Genomic DNA, 20,484 nt, shown 5'->3' with positions numbered 1-20,484 from the left:
GGCACGCGCGCAGGGTCCATCGCAAGCGGATTGGCCGGTAAAAGTTCTGCAGTGTTGCGCGCCGTCCCTACCGTGCCCCGGAGCGATAGGGTAGCCTTGGCTCACCTTCCACTCACGCCCGGCCCCGCATGGACCGCCTCGCGCGCTATCTCCAGCGTCAGTTCTTTGCCCAGGCGCTGGCCATCTTCCTGGCCGGCGGCGCGCTGATCTGGCTCATGCAACTGCTCAGGCTGTTCGACCTCGTCTCGGCGCAGGGGCAGAATTTCTTCACGCTGATGGGCCAGAGCGCACTCACGACCCCGACCTTCGCGCGTTCGATACTCTATGTCTGCTTTGCCATTGGCCTCGTCCGCGGCCTGAAAGGCCTGCAGGCTTCGCGCGAATTGCACACCATCCACGCCGCCCAGCGCACCCGGGCGCTCTGGCAGGCCGTCGCCCTCTTCACGCTCGCGGGCACCATTTCGGTTACAGCGATCGCCAACTGGGTCGAGCCCAATGCACGCAGGATTTCCACCGCCTGGTCAGCCGAAATCGCGGCGGACGTGGTGGGCCGCGCCATGGTGCCGGGCCGGTATTCCGAGATCGGGGATGGACTCGTCTTTGCGATCGAGAACCGGCTCAACGATGGCACGCTGGTCGGCTTTTTTTTCGACGACACTACCAATGCCGATTCCCGGCGCACCTATTTCGCCGATACCGCGCGGGTCTTCGTGGACGAGACCGGCTATCAGCTTATCCTCAATGACGGCGCGGTGCAGTACGAAAGCCCGGGTCGCGGAGGGTTGAGCCAGATCCGCTTCGCCCAGTACCACATCAGCCTCGCCAGCCTCATGGAGGCCGCCACCCCCTCGGGCGGGCGCGATCAGATGGATTCCCTCGCCCTCCTGAACCGCATCCTCGCTGGGGAATCGGACGCCGAGGCCGCGCGAGACGTCCTCGTCCACCGGCTGGCCGACTCCCTGCGCACCCTCGCCATTTGCCTGCTGGCCGTGGCCATGTGCGGCTTTCCCCATGGGGCACGGACCGGCGGGAAATTCCCCGTCGAGCTGGTCATTCTCGTGGTCGCCTTCGGCGAGCAGGCCTTCGCCACCTTTTCGGGTGGCGGCATGATGCATCTGGTCTCCCCCACCATCGTCCTCCTTTGCGGGACCGCCCTCCTCGCGCGCCGCCTCGTACGCGCCGACATCATGCCCTCGCGGTTTGCCCGGAGGAGCCTGTGAGCAAGGTCGGACGCCTCGTATCGCTACGCATCGCCAGCCGAATCGGGCTGGTGGTGGCGATCTTCTTCGGCATCATCCTTCTCGTGGAGTTCCTCGATGTCGGCCGCTTCGAGCAGACCGCCGAGATCGCCGGGGGCTGGACCGCCACCGCCGTTGCCTTCCTCAGCGCCCTGCGCTGGAGCCTGCTCGGCCTGCCGGTCACGGTCCTTCTGGGGGCCCTGATCGGGCTCATCGACCTGCAACGCCACCGCGAGTTGGTCATCGTCGCGGCCTCGGGCCATTCCATCTGGAGCATCATCCGCTGGCCCCTGATCCTCGTGGTGCTGTTCGGCGCCATGATGGCGACTGTGGTCGACAGCGTCGCCATCCGCGCCTACCAGCAGCTCGATGTGGCCCAGATCGGCTGGGGTCGGGCCTATGGGCTGCAGAATCAGGAGCAATGGTTCAGCCAGTCGGGCCCCGACGGCCGCTATGCCCTCCACGCCCGTTCGGTGCGCGATGGCGGGGCCGAGTTGCGCCGGGTCTCGATCTTCCGGCTCACAGCCCCCGGCGAAACCGGAACCCGGATCTACGCGGAGCGCGCCACGCTTGATGACGGGTTCTGGCGGCTCGAGGACGGCACGGTCCTTGACGTCGATAGCTCGCCTCGGCCCTTTGAAACGCTCGAACTGGCCACCGGAAGCACCCTCGCCGAATTGTCCCTGCAACTGGGCACCGCCGAGGATATGTCATGGTTCGGCCTCTTCCAGGCGCTGGACGAGGGTATAGAGGATCCCTTCGCCCGTTCGGCGGCCCAGACGCGTTTCCACAAGCTCAATGCCATGCCGATTGTGCTCGCGGGCGCATTGCTCATTGCGTTCGCCTTTACGGCTGGTTATCGAAGAGCAGGCCATTATGGATGGATTGTCCTCAATGGCATCGTGCTGGGCTTGGTGGTATTCATGGTCATCGAAATGGCCGATCGTGCCGGGTCAGCGGGCGTTGTGGATCCCGTGGTAGCGTCCTGGGGCCCGGCGATCGCTGCCGTGGTCATCGGGCTGACTGTGATCTTGCGTAGGGAAGACGGGCGTATCTGATGGAAAGATCGCGTCTTGGGGGGAAGCTGACCGGGATTGCTCAGGCCCTTGCCTGCGCGACGGGGCTCATCCTGTTGTCCTCCACCGCGATATCGGCCCAGCAGATCCTGCCCCCCGGCTTTTTTACGCAGATCCCAGACCGGGCCGGCGACAACATGGCCGTGGCCGCCGACGCCATGGTCTTCCAGCAGGCCAACAACACGGTTGTTGCCCAAGGGAACGTGGGCATCGCCTATCAGGGCTACAGCGTGCGGGCCGACCGCGTCGTCTACAATCAGGACACCCGGGAGGTAGAGCTGATCGGCAATGTGGCGCTCATCGACCCCGAAGGTGTCGAATACGTCGCCGACCGCGTCATGCTCGATGATTCCTTCCTCGAAGGCTTCCTGCAGGCGCTTGTGGTCGCCTTCCCCGACGGCTCGCGATTTACCGCCGCCGAGCATCAGTTCCAGCAAGGCCTGCAGCGAATCTACACCGACGGCAGCTACGTGCCCTGCGGCGATTGCATCGGCGTCAGCGGCCAGACGATCGGCTGGAAAGTTCGGGCCGTCCGCGTGGTGGCAGACGAGCAGGACAACACGATCTATTTCGAGCGGCCCTCTCTCGAAATTCTCGGCGTTCCCATCGCCAGCCTCCCCTGGCTCACCCTGGACCGGGATTTCGATCTGATTTTCCCCACCATCACCTATGACGAGCAGCGCGGGGTCGGCGCGCGCTTTGCCCCGTTCACCCGCCAGGTATCGGGCGGGACCGTGCTGCTGACCCCCACCCTTTTCTCGCGCCAGGGGCTTCTTCTGGAAGCCGAGTGGCAGCAGCGCGTGGGCGATCTGGACTATTCCGTCACCGGGGCTGGTATCTACCAGTTCTCGCCCGACGCCTATGAAGGGCTGGGCAATACCGGGTTTCGCGGTTCGCTCCAGACAAGCGGGGAGTTCACGCCCACCGATGAGTGGACGCTGGGGTGGTCGGGCACGGCCTTTTCCGACCCGGGATTCATGCCCGATTACGAGATCGCGTCAGGCACGCAGACCAACGAACTTTTCGCCGAGTATTTCACGCCCGATACCTTTGCGGAGGCCAGGGTCCAGCAGTTCGTTCCGCTGGACGATTACGACGACTGGGCAGAGTTCGAGGACGACCGGGCCCACCTGCCCCTTACATACCCCAACGCCCGCGCCAACCATGTGATCGAGCTCGAAGACGGCATGGGCCGCATCGAGCTTTCAGGACGCCTTCTGGGGCTCTCCCGGAGCGAGGACCACATCGACGACGGGTTCCTCGCCGGGGTCGCTGGCGACAAGGCCCAGCTTGGCTTCGAGGCGGGCTGGACCAATCAGTACATCGTCCCCGGCGGTCTCGCGGTCTCGCCCTATCTCGGACTGCGTGGCGACGCTGTCTCGTTCTCGAGCGCCAGTTCGGACCCCAACGCCCCGGCCTCCCAGGCGCTGTTCTCGGCGACCCCGATCGCGGCAATCGATATCCGGTATCCGCTCGTCGGGCGCACGACCGGCGCCACAACGGTCATCGAACCGATCGCGCAGTTCGTCTATCGCGGCTCGGCAGAGGCAAGACCGGGGGTGACCAACGAAGATTCTCAGGGGTTCCTGCTCGATGCCTCCAACGTCTTCAGCCGCAATCGCTTCACCGGCTGGGATCGCCAGGAAACCGGGCTCGTCGCCAATGTCGGCGCGACGGTGCAGACCAGCTTCGACAATGGCATGTGGATCAACACGGTCATCGGACAGTCGTTTCATCTGGCCGGCCCGAATGCGTTCGATGTCGATGACGGCAGCACGGCAACCGTGGGCACCGGCATGGACGAACTCGCCTCCTATCTGGTTGCGGGCGTCGATGCGGGATGGGGCCCTCATTACAGCCTTGGCGCCACGCTTCAGGTCGACCCGGACACACTGACGGTTCCGCGCGCCGTGGCGCGCGCCGATGCTTCGCTGGCCTATTTCGATATCGGGGCCGATTACGCCTTCGTCGCGGCCGATGGCGATCTCGGGGTCTCACGGGACCGCCACGAAATCGGGGGCCGGATCTCCGTGCCCTTCGCCGACTATTGGACGGCGACCGCTGGTCTGGCCTGGGACGTCTCGGCAAACGCGTTTCTGGCGGGCAATGCCGGCGTCGAGTATGACGACCGCTTCGTTGCATTCGGCGCCCAGGCAACTGTCACGGGGGCAACCCATGAAGACCCCGATGACCTGCGCCTGAGCGTCGGTTTCCGGCTTCGCATGCCGGATGAATACGATGTGATCAATCAGAGCCAGTCCACATCCGAATTCTGAGACCAACTCTGCGGAATTTGGCCGCAATTGTGTTAGAGGACGGGCTCAATCGGATAGCGATGCGGGAGCACACACCATGATACGCGCACTTTCGTTCAAAGCAGCGGTTCTCGCCCTCCTCGCAGGTCTTGCGCTGACGGCTGGCCCTGCGGTGGCCCAGAACATCACGGTCAACGGCGAGACCATCACAGGCCAGGAAATCAACGCCCGGGCCCAGTTGCTGCGGCTCGAAGGTCAGGGCTCCAGCAATGCAAATCGCACCCAGCTCGCCACGGATCAGCTGATCGAGGATGCGCTCAAGATGGCCGAGGCCAACCGCATCGGCGTCACGGTGGCCGATAGCCGGGTGGACCAGGCCTTCACCAACATGGCCAACAACATGCGGGTGAGCCCCTCGAACCTCTCCGAAATCCTCACCCAGAACGGAGTGAACCCCGAAACGCTGCGCGGTCGAATCCGGGCCGGTATCGCCTGGCAGGGCGTCGTCCAGGAGGTGGTTACGCCCCGCGTGCAGATCTCGGAACTCGAGCTCGACGTTCAGGCCGAGCAGCAGGTCGAAGAGACCATGAGCTTTGACTACATTCTCAAGGAAGTGCTGTTCATCATCCCCCAGGGGTCCGGACAGTCCGCGTCCCGCCGCACGGCTGAAGCCAATCAGTACCGCAGCCGCTATTCGGGCTGCGACACCGCCGTGGACGTCGCCGTGCAGTTCAACGACGCCGCGGTCCGCGATCTTGGTCGCCGTCACGCCACCCAGCTTCCCGATGCGCTCGCCAATGAGCTGGCCTCGCTCACCGTGGGCCAGATCTCCAGCCCCCGGGTGGTGGATAATGGCGTCTCGATGATGGCCGTGTGCGAGAAGGCTTCGGCCCGCGACCTGACCTTCATCAAACGCGATCTGCGTCAGGAAGTCGGCAATGAGGCTCTTGCCGCCGAGGCCGAGGCCTATCTGGCCCGGCTGCGCGATAACGCGATCATCGTGCGGAACTGACGGGATTGACCATGTCCGGAACAGCCCCGCTCGCCCTTTCCATGGGCGAGCCGGCAGGCGTAGGCCCTGATGTCATCGTCTCGATTTACGCCAGGCGCAGGGAAATCGCTCTCTCCCCCTTTGCGGTCTATGGCAGCGCGGCACTGCTGGCATCGAGGGCCAGGCGCCTCGGGCTCGACATTGCGATCCAAGAAGCAACCCCCGAGACTGCGGTCGGTATCTTCGACCGCGCGCTGCCGGTGGTGCCGATAGAGGCCGAGGTCGACGACAATCCCGGCATGCTCTCGGAAGCCAGCGCTCCGCTCGTGATCGGGGCGATCAAGAAGGCCGCGGCCGATGTCATGGCCGGATCGGCCAGAGGCCTCGTGACGGCCCCCATCCACAAGGCCGTGCTCTACGCAGCGGGCTTCGCCTATCCGGGCCACACCGAATTCCTTGCCGCGCTCTGCGAAGCCGACGGAGAGACACCCCTGCCTGTGATGATGCTGGCCCATGAGGGCCACCGCGTCGTCCCGCTGACCATTCACGTTCCCCTCGCCAGCGTCCCGGGGCTCATCACCGCGGACGCAATCCTGCGCACCGCCCGGATCGTGGCACGCGATCTTGCCGAACGGTTCGGCATCGAAAAACCCAGGCTCGCGATTGCCGGGCTCAATCCCCATGCGGGCGAGGACGGGATGATCGGGCGCGAGGAGCTCGAAATCATCGGGCCCGCCATCGCCGCATTGCGCGCCGAGGGCATTGCCGCCGACGGCCCGCACTCCGCAGATACGATCTTCCATCCACCCCATTGGCGCCAGTTCGACGCGGTCATCGCCATGTATCATGACCAGGCGCTGATCCCCATCAAGACCCTGGCTTTCGACAGCGGGGTGAACGTCACCCTTGGCCTGCCTTTCGTCCGCACGTCACCCGATCACGGCACCGCCCTGGAACTCGCCGGCACGGGCAAGGCATCCGATGCGTCCATGCTCGCAGCGATCAGGCTCGCGGACCGCATGGCATGACGGTCATAGACGACCTGCCTCCGCTTCGCGAAGTCATCGCGCAATATGATCTGCGCGCCCGCAAGGAGCTGGGGCAGAATTTTCTGCTCGATCTCAACCTCACCTCTCGGATTGCCCGGGCCGCGGGCGATCTGACAGAATCCACCGTGATCGAAGTGGGGCCGGGCCCGGGCGGGCTGACCCGGGCGCTCCTGGCGTCGGGCGCACGCCGCGTCATCGCCATCGAGCGGGACGAACGCACCCTGCCCGCGCTCGCCCAGATCGCCGAGGCCTATCCTGGGCGCCTCGAGGTCCTGAGCGCCGATGCCCTCGAGATCGATTACCGTGCCCTGGCGGATGGCCCCACGCGGATCGTTGCCAATCTGCCCTACAACATCGCGACGCCTCTACTGACGGGCTGGCTCACCGCCGAGCCTTGGCCCGCCTGGTTCCAGTCGCTGACCCTGATGTTCCAGAAGGAAGTGGCCGAGCGGATCGTCGCGGATTCCGGAGCTGCCGCGTATGGGCGGCTGGGCGTGCTTGCCGGCTGGCGCACCAGAGCGCGGATCGCGCTCTCCCTGCCGCCCTCGGCCTTTACCCCACCACCGAAGGTGTCCTCCGCCGTTGTCCATCTCGAGCCCAAGGCCGTGGATGAGGACGTGCCCGTGTCCACGCTCGAAGAGGTGACGCGCTATGCCTTCGGCCAGCGCCGCAAGATGATCCGGCAGAGCCTCAAGGGATTGGGCGTGCCGCTCGAGGGGCTATTCGAAGCTCTTGGCGTGACGGGTCAGGAGCGCGCCGAAACGCTCAGCGTCGCCCAGTTCGTGGCCATGACGCGGTACGTGGCCGACAGTCGCTCAACGTCGACCTGAGTGCTGCCGTTCAGGACGGGATGGTAATCTGGTCCTGCAGGTCGCGAACAAAGGCATCGAGGCCGGTCTGGCGCTTGCGCGACAACCGCGCCCCGGCGAGGATCGAGCGGACCATCTGCACGGATTGCTCGAGGTCCTCGTTGACCAGCACGAAGTCATACTCGCTGTAGTGATCCATCTCCTTGCGCGCATTGCGCAGGCGCTTTTCGATGGTCCCGACGCTGTCCTGCGCCCGCCGCTCTAGGCGGGTGCGCAACTCGGCAATCGAGGGCGGCAGGATGAACACCGTCGCCATGTCCTCGCGGCAGTTCTCGTAAAGCTGCAGCGTCCCCTGATAGTCGATATCGAACAGGATATCCTTGCCCGCCGAAAGCCGTTCCTCGACCTTGGCGCGGGGCGTGCCGTAGAAATTGCCGTGGACTTCCGCCCACTCCAGCAACTCGCCCTGATCGCGCATCCGCTCGAATTCGGCGACGTCGATGAAATAATAGTGGGTGCCGTGAATTTCATCGGTGCGGCGCGGGCGCGTGGTCACCGAGACCGACAGCCGGATGTTGGGGTCCTGAGCAAACAGGGCACGGGATATGGAAGATTTGCCTGCGCCCGAGGGAGAAGCAATGACGAGCATGACGCCGCGGCGCGCGAAATCCATCAAACTATTCCAGATTTTGAACCTGTTCCCGTAACTGATCGATCGCCGCCTTGAGGTCAAGGCCGATCGCAGTCAGGCTCACATCATTGCTCTTTGAACAGAGCGTATTGGCTTCCCGGTTGAATTCCTGGGACAGGAAATCGAGCTTGCGCCCCACCGGCCCACCGCCCTGGAGCAGCGCGCGCGCTGCAGCGACATGCGCCACCAGCCGGTCCAGTTCCTCGCGGATATCAGCCTTGGTGGCGAGCAGCACCGCTTCGGCATGCAGCCGGTCTTCGCTCAGCCCGTTTTCCGATTGCAGCAGCATCTCCACCTGGGAGGTCAGCCGCGCCAGTATCGCTTCGCGCGTGCGGGAGGGATGAGCTTCGGCGCTGGCGGTCAGATTCGCGATCTCGTCGAGCCGCGCGGTGATCAACGCGCCCAGATGCACCCCTTCGCGCGCCCGGCTCTCGGCCAGTGCGAGCGCTGCGGCGTCCACGCACTGGCGTGCGGCATCGTCGAGCCGCTCCTGCAATTGAGCCGTCACTGGCCGGTCGCGCGGCTCCAGCACGCCCTTGAGGGCAAGAATTCCGTCTATCGAGGGCCGACGCGCATCGATCCGCGTGCCCAGTTCGGCGGCGATGTCGAGAACGGTATCAAGGGCCTGCCGGTTGACCACGATCTCGCCGGGGGTACTCTCGCGTTGTGCGGACAGCGACAGCGTCACCGAGCCCCGCGTCAGGTGCTTGCCCAGGATCCGCCGCAGATCGGTCTCGATTTGCTCGAACCCGCTGGCCAGCCGCGTGCGGACGTCGAGCCCCCGCCCGTTGACCGACCGCACTTCGCTCTGGACGCTGATGCCCTCGATAAGGATTTCAGCGCGGCCGAACCCGGTCATACTGGCTAGCGGGTTGCTCAATGGGGCACTCCTTGTCGGGCGCGGGATGCAGGGGTCACACGCCCTCTTCGGCCGGCACGGCCTCGTCGGCGGCAGGCTCATCGTCCACCACCTCGCCGGCCTCCTCGGCCTCGGCTTCGGCAATGGCGTCCATCGCCGCCTGCGCCTCTGCCTCGGCGGCCTGCTCCGCCCGCTGGCGCTCGATCTCGCGCCAGGCCGCAACGTTGTCCTGATGCTCGCGATAGCTGTCCGCAAAGGCGTGCCCGCCGGTGCCGTCGGCAACGAAGTACAGAGCTGTCGTTTCGGTCGGATTCGCGGCAGCTTCCAGGGCCTCGATCCCGGGATTGGCTATGGGCCCAGGCGGCAAGCCGTCGATCTGGTAGGTGTTGTAGGGCGTGACCTCGTCGATCTCGGACCGCCGCAGCCCACGCCCGAGCGTCCCCTCGCCGAGGGTAATTCCATAGATGATGGTGGGGTCCGACTGCAGACGCATGCCGATCTCGAGCCGGTTGGTGAACACACCGGCCACAAGGCCGCGTTCATCGGCAACGGCGGTTTCCTTCTCGATGATGGACGCGAGGATCACCATCTCCTCGGGCGTGTCGATCGGCAGGTCGTCCGCTCGCCCGGCCCATACGTCCTCGATCGCCGCGTCCATGGCGGCGGTCATCCGGTCGATCACCGACTGGCGTGTATCGCCCCGCCTGTAGGCATAGGCACCCGGCAGCAGCGATCCCTCGGGCGGCATGACGTCGATGCTGCCGGTCAGGTGCGTGTTCGCGTCCACCCGGGCCACGACCTGCCATGAGGTAAAGCCCTCGGGCACCACAACCTGAAGCTGGATCGGTGTGCCCTCGGTGATCTCGCGCAGGATATCGGACATGGACGATCCGGCGGCGATGTTGAATTCGCCGGCGAGAATGTCGGTATCCCGCCGCATGGCGATCGCGCCCAGCCGAAAGACCATGGCGTTGGAGATCAAGCCCTGCTCCTGCAGACGGTTGGCGACCGTTGCCAGCGCATTTCCCTGCTCGACGACGAACGAGCGGTCTTCGGGGATGGCGCTGTCGGCATTGAAGCTGGAAATACCGAAAAGAACGGCGCCGCCCACAACCACAAGGCCAAGAAGAACAAGGCTCAGCAGCCCGTTGATCACATCGACGAAGCCGTTGGAGCGCCGCCTCTGCTTCTTCTTCTTTTTCCTGCTCTTTTTCGGCTCGGCCATCGCGGCGTTCGTCCCCTCGTCTCGATACGTGTCACAATGACTGCCCGTGGACCGTCACATGCCGCAGGCATGGTTCAGGCAAATGCCGGTGTCTGGTTCAATCCGCCCTGCTGAAGATCAGGGACGCATTGGTGCCCCCGAAGCCGAACGAATTGGAGAGCGCCACGTCGATCGTCTTTTCCACGGGCTTGTGAGGCGCGAGATTGATCGCGGTCTCCACCGACGGGTTGTCCAGATTGATCGTCGGCGGCGCGATGTTGTCGCGGATCGCCATGAGCGAGAAGATCGCTTCGACCGCCCCGGCGGCACCAAGCAGGTGCCCAACGGCCGATTTCGTGGAGCTCATCACCACATTGGGCGCATGCTCGCCAAGCAGGCGCGTCACGGCGCCAAGCTCGATCTCGTCACCCAATGGCGTGGATGTACCGTGGGCATTGATGTAGTCGATATCGGACGCTTGCAACCCGGCGCGCTTGAGCGCTGCGGCCATTGACCGGTACCCGCCATTGCCGTCCTCGGCGGGCGCGGTGATATGGTGGGCATCGCCCGAAAGCCCATATCCCACCACTTCCGCATAAATGTGTGCGCCGCGCGCCTTGGCGTGCTCGTATTCCTCGAGCACCACCACGCCGGCGCCTTCGCCCATCACGAAGCCGTCGCGATCCTTGTCATAGGGCCGCGACCCTTTCTCGGGCGCATCGTTGAAACCGGTGGAGAGCGCCCTGCACGCGGCAAAACCTGCCAGCGAGAGGCGATTGACCGGGGATTCCGCCCCGCCCGCGACCATCACATCGGCATCATCGAGCGCAATCAGCCGGGCGGCATCGCCAATGGCGTGCGCACCGGTGGAGCATGCGGTGACGACCGAATGATTGGGTCCCTTGAGCCCGTGTTCGATCGAGACATAGCCCGATGCGAGATTGATCAGGCGCCCGGGAATGAAGAAGGGGCTGATCCGACGCGGGCCCTTTTCCTTGAGGGTGATCGCGGCATCGTTGATGCCCCCGATCCCGCCGATGCCCGAGCCTATGAGAACACCGGTCCGTTCCTGCTGTTCGGTGGTTTTGGCCGCGAACCCGGAATCGCGCAGCGCCTGGGTGGACGCGGCCATGGCAAAGACGATGAAGGGATCGACCTTGCGCTGTTCCTTGGGCTCCATCCAGTCATCTGGATTGAACTTGCCCTCCTCGGACGAGCCGAGGGGAATGCGGCAGGCGATCTGACAGGGCAGATCGCCTACCTCAAAATCATCGACGCGACGCGCCCCGCTCTTGGACGCGAGGAGGTTTGACCAGACGACTTCGTGACCCACGCCCAGAGGGCTGACGATCCCGAGGCCGGTGACAACAACGCGGCGCAATCTCATGGTGTGAGAACCGTAACGCGGACGCGCTTACGATGTCGCCTTGGACAGGAACGCGACGGCGTCCCCGAAGGTCTGGATCGATTCGGCAGCGTCGTCGGGGATTTCCACGCCGAACTCTTCCTCGAAAGCCATGACCAGCTCGACCTGATCGAGCGAATCCGCGCCCAGATCGTCCATGAAGCTGGCCTTCTCGGTGACTTTGTCGGCTTCGACGTTCAAGTGCTCCACAACGATCTTACGGACGCGATCTTCAATGTCGCTCATGTTGACTTCCTCTATTTCAGTCTGACGATGATGTTGTTTTCTGAGATCCGGCATTCGACGCGGAGATCGCGGGTGCGTGCCATTTCGTGTGCCAGGGCAGGAAAAAGAACCGGTTCAGCCTGCGATTTCCCAACCCTATCCGGACACGCCGTGCCGGCGCAATTATCACACTTTGTTGGCCATGACCATATCGGCAATGCCAGCGCGTGCAAGCCCTGAAATTGGGGCTAGATCATGACCATGCCGCCATTGACGTTCAGCGTGTGGCCGGTGATGTAGGCCGCCTCGGCGCTCGAAAGGAATGCCGCGCAGGCCGCGATTTCTTCCGATGTCCCCAGCCGGCTCGCGGGTACCTTCTGGAGAATCGCCTCGCGCTGCTTGTCGTTGAGCTCGTCGGTCATTGCCGAACCGATGAATCCCGGCGCGATGGTGTTGACCGTGATGCCGCGGCTGGCCACCTCATAGGCCAGAGATTTTGACATGCCCGCGAGCCCGGCCTTGGAGGCCGCGTAATTGCCCTGCCCGGGATTGCCCACCACACCCACCACCGAGGTGATCGAGATGATGCGGCCGAACCGGCGCTTCATCATGCCGCGAATGGCCGCTCGCGTCAGGTGGAACGGCGCGGTGAGGTTGATGGCGAGGACATCGTCCCATTCCTCGTCCTTCATGCGCATGAAGATGTTATCCCGCGTCATGCCGGCGTTGTTGATTAGGATGTCGAGCCCGCCAAGGGCCTCTTCGGCCTGCGGCACAAGCCGCTCCACCGCATCCAGGTCGCTCAGATTGCATGGCAGGATGTGGGTCTTGCCATCTATCGTCGCGGCCACGTCCTCGAGGGCGCCCGTCCGCGTGCCGCTCAGGGCCACTTCGGCGCCCTGCTCGGCCAGGGCCTTTGCGATGGCACTCCCGATGCCCCCGCTCGCGCCGGTGACCAGCGCACGCTTTCCCGTCAGATCGAACATCACTTCACTCTTTCCTTCTGTGTCAGCCGCGCGCGGCGAGGAATGCCTCGATATCGGCGGGCGTCCCGATGGCCTGCGCGCTCAGCGTTCCGTCTATTCTCTTTGCAAGCCCGGTCAGAACCTTGCCGGTGCCCAGCTCGTAGAACATCTCGACCTGCCCTTCCCCGGCCAGCCACTGCACGGTCTCGGTCCAGCGCACCATTCCGGTGACCTGCTCGACCAGTCTTGAGCGGATTTCTTCGGGGTCGGTGATCGGGCGCGCGGTGACGTTGGCAACCAGCGGCACCGAGGGCGCCTTCATATCGACGGTCGATAGCGCGTCCCTCATCGCTTCTGCGGCGGGCTTCATCAGCGCGCAGTGGAAAGGTGCGCTGACCGGCAGCGGCAGGGCCCGCTTGGCGCCCTTCTCCTTGGCAAGGGCAATGGCCCGATCGATCGCCCCAACGTTCCCTGAAACGACGACCTGGCCCGGCGAGTTGTCATTTGCCACGTCGCAGATCTCATCGACGGACGCAGCCTCGGCGATCTCGCGTACGACGTCCATGCTCAGCCCCAGGATCGCCGCCATGGCGCCCTGCCCCACGGGCACGGCCTGCTGCATGGCGCGGCCGCGAATCTGGAGAAGCCGGGCGGTGTCGGCCAGCGAGAAGGTGCCCGCCGCGCACAGTGCCGAATATTCGCCCAGCGAATGGCCGGCAACGTAGCTGGCGATGTCTGCAAGCACCACGCCCCGCGCCTTGAGCACCCGCACCACCGCCATGGACGAGGCCATCAGGGCAGGCTGGGCGTTCTCGGTCAGCCGCAGCGTATCGTCCGGCCCCTCGAACATGATCTGAGAGAGTTTGACGCCGAGCGCCTCGTCGACTTCGTCCAGCACGGCCCGTGCCTCGGGAAACGCATCGGCGAGATCGCGCGCCATGCCGACGGCCTGGCTGCCCTGGCCTGGAAAGGTGAATGCCGATTTGACCATGGCGCCCTCTGAAACTCCGGGTTCAAAACAATCTTTGTGTTGGAAAGGCCACAGGCAATGAAGCTGCGGCGATGTCCCATTCAGGCCGGGAGGTGCCCTCAAAGCGGGCACGAGTCAAGCCGAACCGGGCCCTCGCCGGCCCGTGAGACCAACAACGCAGTGGACGTCGCGCAGAAATGGGAGCCAGCATGTCGGCCCGGCCGACCACCATTCGTCCTTGGTCCGGGCGTCAGAAAGGCGCAGCCCTATAGAGAGGAGATTTCTCATGAAAGTCACCCAGCATCTCTGGTTCGAAAAGGACATGAAGGCCGCGCTCGACCTCTATGTCTCCCTGATCCCCGGCTCGGCGATCGAGTGGATACAGGCCATTCCCGGAGACACGCCCAGCGGCCCGGAGGGCGCAGTGCCCATGGCATCATTCACATTAGGAGACCAGCGCTACATGGCTATCCAGGCCGGTCCGCTCGATCCCTTCAACCACAGCTTTTCCGTCATGGTGGAATGCGACACCCAGCAGGAGATCGATCGCCTCTGGGATGCGCTTGGTGAGGGCGGCTCCACCGAGCAGTGCGGATGGCTCCGGGACCGCTGGGGCCTGTGCTGGCAGATCGCGCCCACACGGCTCGGCGAGCTGATGAGCGATCCCGATCCGGAGGTCGGCCGCCGCGTCACCCAGGCCATGCTCAAGATGGTGAAGTTCGATATAGAAGGGCTCGAAGCTGCGGCCAGAGCCTGAAAGGTATCGGCCTCTCCCTGAGATCGCGGTCCCTGCTCTCGCCCCTTCGGGGGGCTTTGCCCGTCCCCTCTGGGGCCATCGTCCGTCCGACCAGGCCACAGGCATTGACACATCAATGCATGAATAGGTATTCATGTGTTCACTTGTCAATTCCGAGGCCAATGTGACCCACGATCACACCCACGACCACACACCCGCCGTCACCCGACAGAACGAACGCAGCATACTGGTTTCGTTCGTTCTGATCTTCTCGTTCATGATCGTCGAGGTCGTGGGCGGCGTGCTGTCGGGCTCGCTCGCATTGCTTGCCGATGCCGGGCACATGATGACCGACGCTGCGGCGCTTGCGCTCGCCTACCTCGCTTTTCGGTTCGCCCGCCGCCCGCCCGACGCGCGCAGGACCTTCGGGTACCTTCGGTTCGAGGTCGTGGCCGGGTTCGTCAACGCCCTGACGCTGTTCGCCATCGTGATCTACATCGCTTACGAAGCCTGGAATCGCCTTTGGCAGCCCCATGAGGTTCTGGCCGGCCCCATGCTCGCGGTCGCCGTGGTCGGGCTGATCGTCAATCTCGTGGTCCTCTGGATTCTCAGCCGGGCCGATACCGGGCACGTCAACATCCGGGGCGCCGCGCTCCATGTGATGGGCGATCTTCTCGGCTCGGTCGGCGCGATTGCCGCTGCGGTCGTGATCCAGATCACCGGGTGGATGCCCATCGATCCGATCCTTTCGGTCCTCGTCGCCCTGCTGATCCTGCGGTCCGCCTGGGGACTGATGGCCACGTCGCTCCATATCCTGATCGAGGGCGCGCCCGAGCACGCCACGCCAGACATGATCGGCCATCACCTGCGGTCAAACGTCGCCGGGGTCGAGGAAGTGCGCCATATCCATGTATGGTCGCTCAGCTCGGGTCGCACACTTGCGACCCTTCATGTGCGGCCCGATACCGACGCCAATGCTGCGCGCGTCACCCGGTCGGTGGAAAACGCGTTGCATGACCGGTTCGGCATCGACCACGCGACCGTAGCGGTCGAATGGAACGCGGCGGAAGAGCCGTGCTGTCTTGATCCCGAGGCGCGCGCCCATCATCATGCCCACGTCTGACGCCCGCCAGGATCGCCCCGCTTGCAGCACGTCCCGCCCCTCAATGACATCACCATTCTCTCCGAGACGTTCCGGCTCCTGGGGGACCCGACGCGGTTGCGGATCCTCTTTTTCTGCCTGCCCGGCCCGCGATCGGTCGGCGACATCGCGTCGAGCCTGGACCTTTCCCAGACCCTGGTCAGTCATCATCTGCGCCTGCTCAGGGCCGCTCGGCTGGTCAGGAGCCAGAGACAATCGCGTCAGGTCTTCTACGAGCTCGCAGACGACCATGTCACAGGCATGCTCGTGGACATGGCCACCCACATCAATGAGGACCATGGCTCCCACGAGCACGAGGCATCGCCCGGTCGCGGCTCCTGACGCGCCGCTTGGCGCCCTGGTCGCCGACCGGTGGCCCACGAAACGCTTGATTTGCCGGCCCGTCCACTATAGACACCGCCTTGCATTCGTTCGGCCGGGGGCTGAACGGAGGGTTTCGTGTTGAGTGTCATCGACATGAAATGGGCTGTCAGAATTGGCCCGGCCTCCAGTGTTCCCGCTCTTTGTGATGAACCTTTGTTGCCTTTCGAGGGCATCAAGGAGGCTCCGCGCCAGCGATGCAATGGTAATGCAACCGCTTAGAAAGGCACCCTATGCCCCTTTACGAGCATATCTTCCTGTCGCGCCAGGACGTTTCCGCGCAGCAGGTCGAGGATCTGACCAAGACCTATTCCGATCTTCTCGCCGAGAATGGCGGCAAGGTCGCAAACACTGAGTACTGGGGCGTGAAGTCCCTGTCCTACCGGATCAACAAGAACCGCAAGGCGCATTATACGCTTCTCAACATCGACGCACCGGCAGCAGCCGTCGCCGAGATGGAGCGCCAGATGCGCATCAACGAAGACGTTCTGCGCTTCATGACCATCCGCGTGGATGTCCATGAAGAAGGACCTTCGGTGATGATGCAGAAGCGTGACGATCGGGCAGACCGCCCGCGCGGCCCGCGGCGCTAGTAAGGAGTGCATGAGCTATGGCTATTCGCAATCTGACCACTTCCCAGACCCGTCGTCCCTTCCAGCGTCGCCGCAAGACCTGCCCGTTCTCGGGCGCCAATGCGCCGACCATCGACTACAAGGACGTGCGCCTTCTGCAGCGTTATGTTTCCGAGCGCGGCAAGATCGTGCCTTCGCGCATCACCGCGGTTTCCGCGAAAAAGCAGCGTGAGCTGGCCCGTGCCATCAAGCGCTCGCGGTTCCTGGGTCTGCTGCCCTACGCCGTGAAGTAACGAAGGCAGCGCAAGCAAGCGCTGCCTGGCTGGAAGCCGGGATGGGCCCGGCTTTCTAACCGTCTGCGGACGGGACAGCATTGGAGAAATAATCATGAAAGTCATTCTGCTCGAGCGTATCGGCCGTCTGGGCACGATCGGCGACGAAGTTACCGTCAAGAACGGCTTCGGCCGGAATTTCCTTCTGCCCCAGGGCAAGGCGCTTCGCGCTTCGGACGGCAACCGTGCCCGCTTCGAGGCCGAGCGTCAGGTGATCGAGGCTCGCAATGCCGAGCGTCGTTCCGAAGCCGAGAAGAACGCCGGCTCGCTCAAGGGCAAGACCATCGTCATGGTCCGTCAGGCCGGCGAAACCGGACAGCTTTACGGTTCGGTTTCGGCGCGCGATATCGCTGAGGCCCTCATCGCCGATGGCGCCAGGATCGAGCGGAACCAGGTCGACCTGGCCGCCCCGATCAAGGCCGTCGGTCTGCACGAGGTGATCGTCAGCCTGCACGCGGAAGTGAGCGTGACCATCGCGGTCAACGTCGCACGCTCCGCTGACGAAGCCGAGCGCCAGGCGTCGGGCGAAGACCTCACGGTCAAGAACTACGACGACGACCGCGAAGAGATCGTCGAGGAAGACGCATCGGAAGACGAAGAGTTCGAGGGCGAGGCCGGCGAGGCTTCGGACGCGGAAGACGATCAGGACGCCTGAGCGTTTCCCTTCACCTCAATCGAGAAGGCCGGGCCCTGTGTCCGGCCTTTTTCATTGTGGGCCCCGAAAGGTTTTCCCCGCAATTCCCATTGACGATGCACAGGGCCTGAATAACTCTGAACAGGCCGAACAGGCATTGCGATTTCGGTCGCGGCCCTTATGACATCGGCTACACCGTTCACAACAAGAAGCCTGTCATGGAAGCGCTAAGGCGGCTGGAGCCCCAGGCCAGGGATTCCGAACAGAAATACCGGCTCGCACCTCACAACATCGAAGCCGAACAGGCCCTGCTGGGCGCGATTCTGGTCAACAACGAGGCGTTCTATCGCGTCTCGGACTTTCTCGAGCCGATCCACTTCTACGAGGCCGTCCACCGCGAGATCTACGAGGTCTGCGGCAAGATCGTGCGCTCGGGCAAGACCGCCACCCCGATCACCGCAAAGACCTACCTGCCCGACGACCTCATCGAGGGCGTCACCATGGCCCAGTATCTGGCCCGCCTCGCCGCCGAAGCCACCACCGTCCTGAACGCGGCCGACTACGGCCAGGCGATCTACGATCTGGCGATTCGCCGGAACCTGATCCTGATCGGCGAGGAGGTTATCGACAGCGCCTACAATGCGGACGTGGAAACGTCGTCGTCCAAGCAGATCGAGGAGGCCGAAAAGCGCCTGTTCGACCTTGCCGAGAAGGGGCGCTACGATGGCGGGTTCCTGGGCTTTAACCAGGCGCTGATCGAAGCGATCAACATGGCCGGAGAGGCCTACAGCCGGGACGGATCGCTCTCGGGCACCGCGACAAGCCTCGTCGATCTCGACCGCCTGATGGGCGGCCTGCAGCGCTCGGACCTCATCATCCTTGCGGCGCGCCCGGCCATGGGCAAGACGTCGCTGGCCACCAATATCGCCTTTGCCGTCGCCAAGGCCTTCAAGTCAGAGCCGATGCCCGACGGGCACATGAAGACGATAAATGGCGGTGTCGTAGGCTTTTTCAGTCTCGAGATGAGCGCCGAGCAGCTCGCCACCCGTATTCTGGCCGAGCAGTCCGAAATTTCCTCCTCCGACATCCGGCGCGGCAACATTCACGAAAGCCAGTACGCCAAGCTGGTCGACACCTCCAACCTGATGGCCCAGGTGCCGCTCTATATCGACGATACGGGCGGCATCTCGATCGCCCAGCTCGCGGCCCGCGCCCGCCGGCTCAAGCGGCAGAAGGGCCTGGATCTGCTGATCGTGGATTATCTTCAGCTTCTTTCGGGATCCTCGCGCAAGTCCAGTGAGAACCGGGTGCAGGAGCTCACCGAGATCACCACATCGCTTAAGGCGCTGGCCAAGGAGCTCGAAGTGCCGATCATCGCCCTGTCGCAGCTCTCGCGTCAGGTCGAATCACGCGAGGACAAGCGTCCCCAGCTCTCGGACCTTCGCGAATCAGGCTCCATCGAACAGGACGCGGACGTGGTGCTGTTCGTTTATCGCGACGAATATTATCTGGGGAACAAGGAGCCCAAGGAGGGCACCCAGGAACATCTCGAATGGCAGGCCGAGATGGAAAAGGTCCACGGACGGGCCGAAGTGATCATCGCCAAGCAGCGTCACGGGCCCACGGGCACCGTCCAGCTTCACTTCCAGGCCAATCTCACGCGCTTCTCGAACCTTGCCCGCGAGGACTATATGCCGATCCGGGGTGAATAACCGGAAACTGGCCGCCTGCGCCTCTTGCCGCGCCCCCCGGCGGGGCAGTATGCCTCAATGGACAGGGGCAGAGAGGGCTCATGATCACCGGAACACTCCTCGGCGGAGGCATCACCGTCGACCTTGACGCCATTGCGCGGAACTGGCGGGCGCTCGACACGGTCGCGTCCTCGGCCCTGACCGCTGCCGTTCTCAAGGCCGACGCCTATGGCACGGGCGCGCGCGCAGTCGGCCGGACGCTCTACAAGGCCGGCGCGCGCTTCTTTTTCGTGGCAACGCCCGATGAAGGCGTGCACCTGCGCGCCGCGCTTCCCGCCGAGGCCCACATCTTCGTTCTCGATGGACTGCTGCCTGGAACCAGTGCGGACTATGCCGGTCACCGGCTCATGCCCGTTCTTGCTTCCCTCGAGCAGTTGGGCGAGTGGCTCGATTTCTGCATCGAGCGCAGCCAGCCATTCCCCGCTGCCTTGCATTTCGATACCGGCTTTAACCGGGTTGGCATTCGGTCCGAAGACGCCGAGCGCACGCGGGCCGAGCTCGATCGGTCGGGGTTTGAGCCCCAGATGGTAATGAGCCATTTCGCCTGCGCCGACCAGCCGACCCACGAAATGACGCGCAAGCAGCACGGCATCTTCCAGTCGGTGCTGACCCAGTTCCCAAATACGCCGGCGTCGATCGCCAATTCGGCCGCCTTGATGACCTCGCGCGATTTCCATTTCCAGATGGTGCGGCCCGGCATCGCGCTCTACGGAGGCCGCGCGGTCAATGGCCGCGCCAATCCCATGTCGCCGGTGGTGTCGATGCATGTGCCCGTGCTTCAGGTCAAACAAGCGCGGATGGGCGAGACCGTGGGGTATGGTGCGGCCTACCGGCTCCGACGGGACACCCGGCTGGCCATCATGGCCCTGGGCTATGCGGACGGCTTCATGCGCGCCCTTGGCGGAACGGTGGGCAATCCTGGCGGGCGGGTCGCGATCGAAGGCCGGATCGCACCGATCCTGGGGCGGGTGTCCATGGATATGACCGCAGTCGACATCACCGATATCGACGTTCCGGTCAAACCGGGCGACCTGCTCGAGGTTCTCGGCCAGACGGTGCGCATCGATGATGTGGCCGACGCCGCACGCACCATCGGCTACGAGATTCTCACCACGCTCAATGGCCGGTTCCCGCGTCAGTATGTGAACGTCCCCCCCGGCGTGGATATCGGCTGATCCATAAGTTCTCTTTTTGTTCTTG

Annotated in this window: 20 protein-coding genes and 1 pseudogene; 14 read left to right on the top strand and 7 right to left on the bottom strand. The window is 64.1% G+C overall.

What is annotated here, in order from left to right:
- Positions 1-128: 128 nt before the first annotated feature.
- From EO136_RS18350 to rsmA, 6 genes are all read left to right on the top strand, one after another.
- The gene (locus tag EO136_RS18350; RefSeq protein ID WP_127145835.1) at positions 129-1,220 is read left to right on the top strand and encodes an LptF/LptG family permease; all 1,092 of its coding nucleotides are present in this window, start codon (positions 129-131) and stop codon (positions 1,218-1,220) included.
- Positions 1,217-2,296 (top strand): LptF/LptG family permease, encoded by a 1,080-nt coding sequence (locus EO136_RS18345; RefSeq protein WP_164730686.1) that lies wholly within the window; start codon positions 1,217-1,219, stop codon positions 2,294-2,296. The genes EO136_RS18350 and EO136_RS18345 overlap by 4 nt, the downstream gene beginning before the upstream one ends.
- A complete protein-coding gene (locus tag EO136_RS18340; protein ID WP_127145833.1) occupies positions 2,296-4,590 on the top strand; it encodes an LPS-assembly protein LptD in 2,295 nt (764 codons plus the stop codon). The genes EO136_RS18345 and EO136_RS18340 overlap by 1 nt, the downstream gene beginning before the upstream one ends.
- Before the next feature lie 76 nt (positions 4,591-4,666).
- Positions 4,667-5,581: a peptidylprolyl isomerase gene (locus EO136_RS18335; protein WP_127145832.1), complete on the top strand. Its 915-nt coding sequence runs from the start codon at positions 4,667-4,669 to the stop codon at positions 5,579-5,581.
- An 11-nt stretch (positions 5,582-5,592) separates the two neighbouring features.
- The gene (pdxA, locus tag EO136_RS18330) at positions 5,593-6,588 is read left to right on the top strand and encodes a 4-hydroxythreonine-4-phosphate dehydrogenase PdxA (protein ID WP_127145831.1); all 996 of its coding nucleotides are present in this window, start codon (positions 5,593-5,595) and stop codon (positions 6,586-6,588) included.
- A complete protein-coding gene (rsmA, locus tag EO136_RS18325) occupies positions 6,585-7,439 on the top strand; it encodes a 16S rRNA (adenine(1518)-N(6)/adenine(1519)-N(6))-dimethyltransferase RsmA (protein ID WP_127145830.1) in 855 nt (284 codons plus the stop codon). The genes pdxA and rsmA overlap by 4 nt, the downstream gene beginning before the upstream one ends.
- Positions 7,440-7,449: 10 nt before the next feature.
- On the opposite strand, the gene gmk is transcribed toward rsmA, so the two are convergent.
- From gmk to fabD, 7 genes are all read right to left on the bottom strand, one after another.
- A complete protein-coding gene (gmk, locus tag EO136_RS18320; protein ID WP_127145829.1) occupies positions 7,450-8,091 on the bottom strand; it encodes a guanylate kinase in 642 nt (213 codons plus the stop codon).
- 4 nt (positions 8,092-8,095) lie between these two features.
- Positions 8,096-8,968, bottom strand: a complete 873-nt coding sequence (locus EO136_RS18315; RefSeq protein WP_164730689.1) for a YicC/YloC family endoribonuclease — start codon at positions 8,966-8,968, stop codon at positions 8,096-8,098.
- Between the two features lie 55 nt (positions 8,969-9,023).
- Positions 9,024-10,193, bottom strand: a complete 1,170-nt coding sequence (gene mltG, locus EO136_RS18310; protein WP_127145827.1) for an endolytic transglycosylase MltG — start codon at positions 10,191-10,193, stop codon at positions 9,024-9,026.
- Between the two features lie 97 nt (positions 10,194-10,290).
- Entirely contained in the window at positions 10,291-11,553 is a 1,263-nt protein-coding gene (gene fabF, locus EO136_RS18305; protein WP_127145876.1) for a beta-ketoacyl-ACP synthase II, read from the bottom strand.
- Between the two features lie 33 nt (positions 11,554-11,586).
- Positions 11,587-11,823, bottom strand: coding sequence for an acyl carrier protein (locus tag EO136_RS18300; RefSeq protein WP_127145826.1), 237 nt, complete (start codon positions 11,821-11,823; stop codon positions 11,587-11,589).
- Between the two features lie 227 nt (positions 11,824-12,050).
- Complete coding sequence (gene fabG / locus EO136_RS18295; protein ID WP_127145825.1) at positions 12,051-12,788, bottom strand: 3-oxoacyl-[acyl-carrier-protein] reductase; 738 nt, start codon at positions 12,786-12,788, stop codon at positions 12,051-12,053.
- 22 nt (positions 12,789-12,810) lie between these two features.
- Complete coding sequence (fabD, locus tag EO136_RS18290) at positions 12,811-13,758, bottom strand: ACP S-malonyltransferase (RefSeq protein ID WP_127145824.1); 948 nt, start codon at positions 13,756-13,758, stop codon at positions 12,811-12,813.
- Positions 13,759-14,023: 265 nt separating this feature from the next.
- On the opposite strand from fabD, the gene EO136_RS18285 reads away from it, so the two are divergent.
- From EO136_RS18285 to alr, 8 genes and pseudogenes are all read left to right on the top strand, one after another.
- Positions 14,024-14,494, top strand: a complete 471-nt coding sequence (locus EO136_RS18285; RefSeq protein WP_127145823.1) for a VOC family protein — start codon at positions 14,024-14,026, stop codon at positions 14,492-14,494.
- A gap of 133 nt (positions 14,495-14,627) precedes the next feature.
- Positions 14,628-15,596 (top strand): cation diffusion facilitator family transporter, encoded by a 969-nt coding sequence (locus EO136_RS18280; RefSeq protein ID WP_127145822.1) that lies wholly within the window; start codon positions 14,628-14,630, stop codon positions 15,594-15,596.
- Positions 15,597-15,617: 21 nt separating this feature from the next.
- Positions 15,618-15,956, top strand: a complete 339-nt coding sequence (locus EO136_RS18275; RefSeq protein ID WP_127145821.1) for an ArsR/SmtB family transcription factor — start codon at positions 15,618-15,620, stop codon at positions 15,954-15,956.
- Positions 15,957-16,228: 272 nt separating this feature from the next.
- Positions 16,229-16,582, top strand: a pseudogene (rpsF, locus tag EO136_RS18270) (30S ribosomal protein S6); the annotation flags it as partial.
- Positions 16,583-16,605: 23 nt separating this feature from the next.
- Complete coding sequence (gene rpsR, locus EO136_RS18265; RefSeq protein WP_127145819.1) at positions 16,606-16,860, top strand: 30S ribosomal protein S18; 255 nt, start codon at positions 16,606-16,608, stop codon at positions 16,858-16,860.
- Between the two features lie 94 nt (positions 16,861-16,954).
- Entirely contained in the window at positions 16,955-17,554 is a 600-nt protein-coding gene (rplI, locus tag EO136_RS18260; RefSeq protein ID WP_127145818.1) for a 50S ribosomal protein L9, read from the top strand.
- A gap of 197 nt (positions 17,555-17,751) precedes the next feature.
- A complete protein-coding gene (locus tag EO136_RS18255; RefSeq protein ID WP_127145817.1) occupies positions 17,752-19,245 on the top strand; it encodes a replicative DNA helicase in 1,494 nt (497 codons plus the stop codon).
- A gap of 80 nt (positions 19,246-19,325) precedes the next feature.
- Positions 19,326-20,459, top strand: a complete 1,134-nt coding sequence (alr, locus tag EO136_RS18250; RefSeq protein ID WP_127145816.1) for an alanine racemase — start codon at positions 19,326-19,328, stop codon at positions 20,457-20,459.
- The last annotated feature ends 25 nt before the right edge of the window (positions 20,460-20,484 follow it).

The organism is Pelagibacterium montanilacus (assembly GCF_003992665.1).
Lineage (GTDB): Bacteria > Pseudomonadota > Alphaproteobacteria > Rhizobiales > Devosiaceae > Pelagibacterium > Pelagibacterium montanilacus.
The sequence above is the reverse complement of the archived record's forward strand: the minus strand, read 5'-3'. Positions and strand labels throughout refer to the sequence as shown.